At 38.8% G+C, this 523-nt stretch carries 1 protein-coding gene; it reads left to right on the top strand.

The window, feature by feature from the left end; all coding sequences use genetic code 11:
* Window positions 1–523 (top strand): portal protein (locus N1032_RS27800; protein WP_259543968.1); only part of this gene is annotated, 523 nt, incomplete at both ends.

Genomic DNA, 523 nt, shown 5'->3' with positions numbered 1-523 from the left:
AGTCCAAGGTTGTTGCTAAAACTATTGCTCGTACTGGTATTGCTCCACTGTATAAAATCATTTATGAAGTGTGTAAGCAAGAAGGACTGATTGTACGTATTCCTCAACAAGGACAAGATGGTTCAACACAGTTCCAAGAAATTAGTGCTAGTGATTGGCCGGACATCTATGACTTCGTAGTTGACATTAATACTCAGCGTGATGTTGTAGCGGAGAATGATCAGATTATTGGTGTAGTGAAAGAGATTGCTGCTTTAAGTCAGATTCCTCTGTTTGCTAATCAAACACAATATTTGTTTAACGTAGCTAATAAGTTGGGACAACAGGTTGGTGTAGACATGACACCATTTGTACCTAACCCTTCAGCTCAGCCACCTGATCCACAGCAAGCTGCTCTACAACAGAAACTTCAGGAAATGGAGATTCAATTCAAACAGTTTACTATTGAAGAACAGGAACAGAAAGTTAATAAACTGGTTGCTGAAATTAATAAACTGGAAGCTGAAGTTGAAGAGAAACTACG

The organism is Herbiconiux daphne (assembly GCF_024979295.1).
GTDB lineage: Bacteria > Actinomycetota > Actinomycetes > Actinomycetales > Microbacteriaceae > Herbiconiux > Herbiconiux daphnes.
Note: the sequence above shows the minus strand (reverse complement) of the source record. Positions and strands in the feature narration are given on the sequence as shown.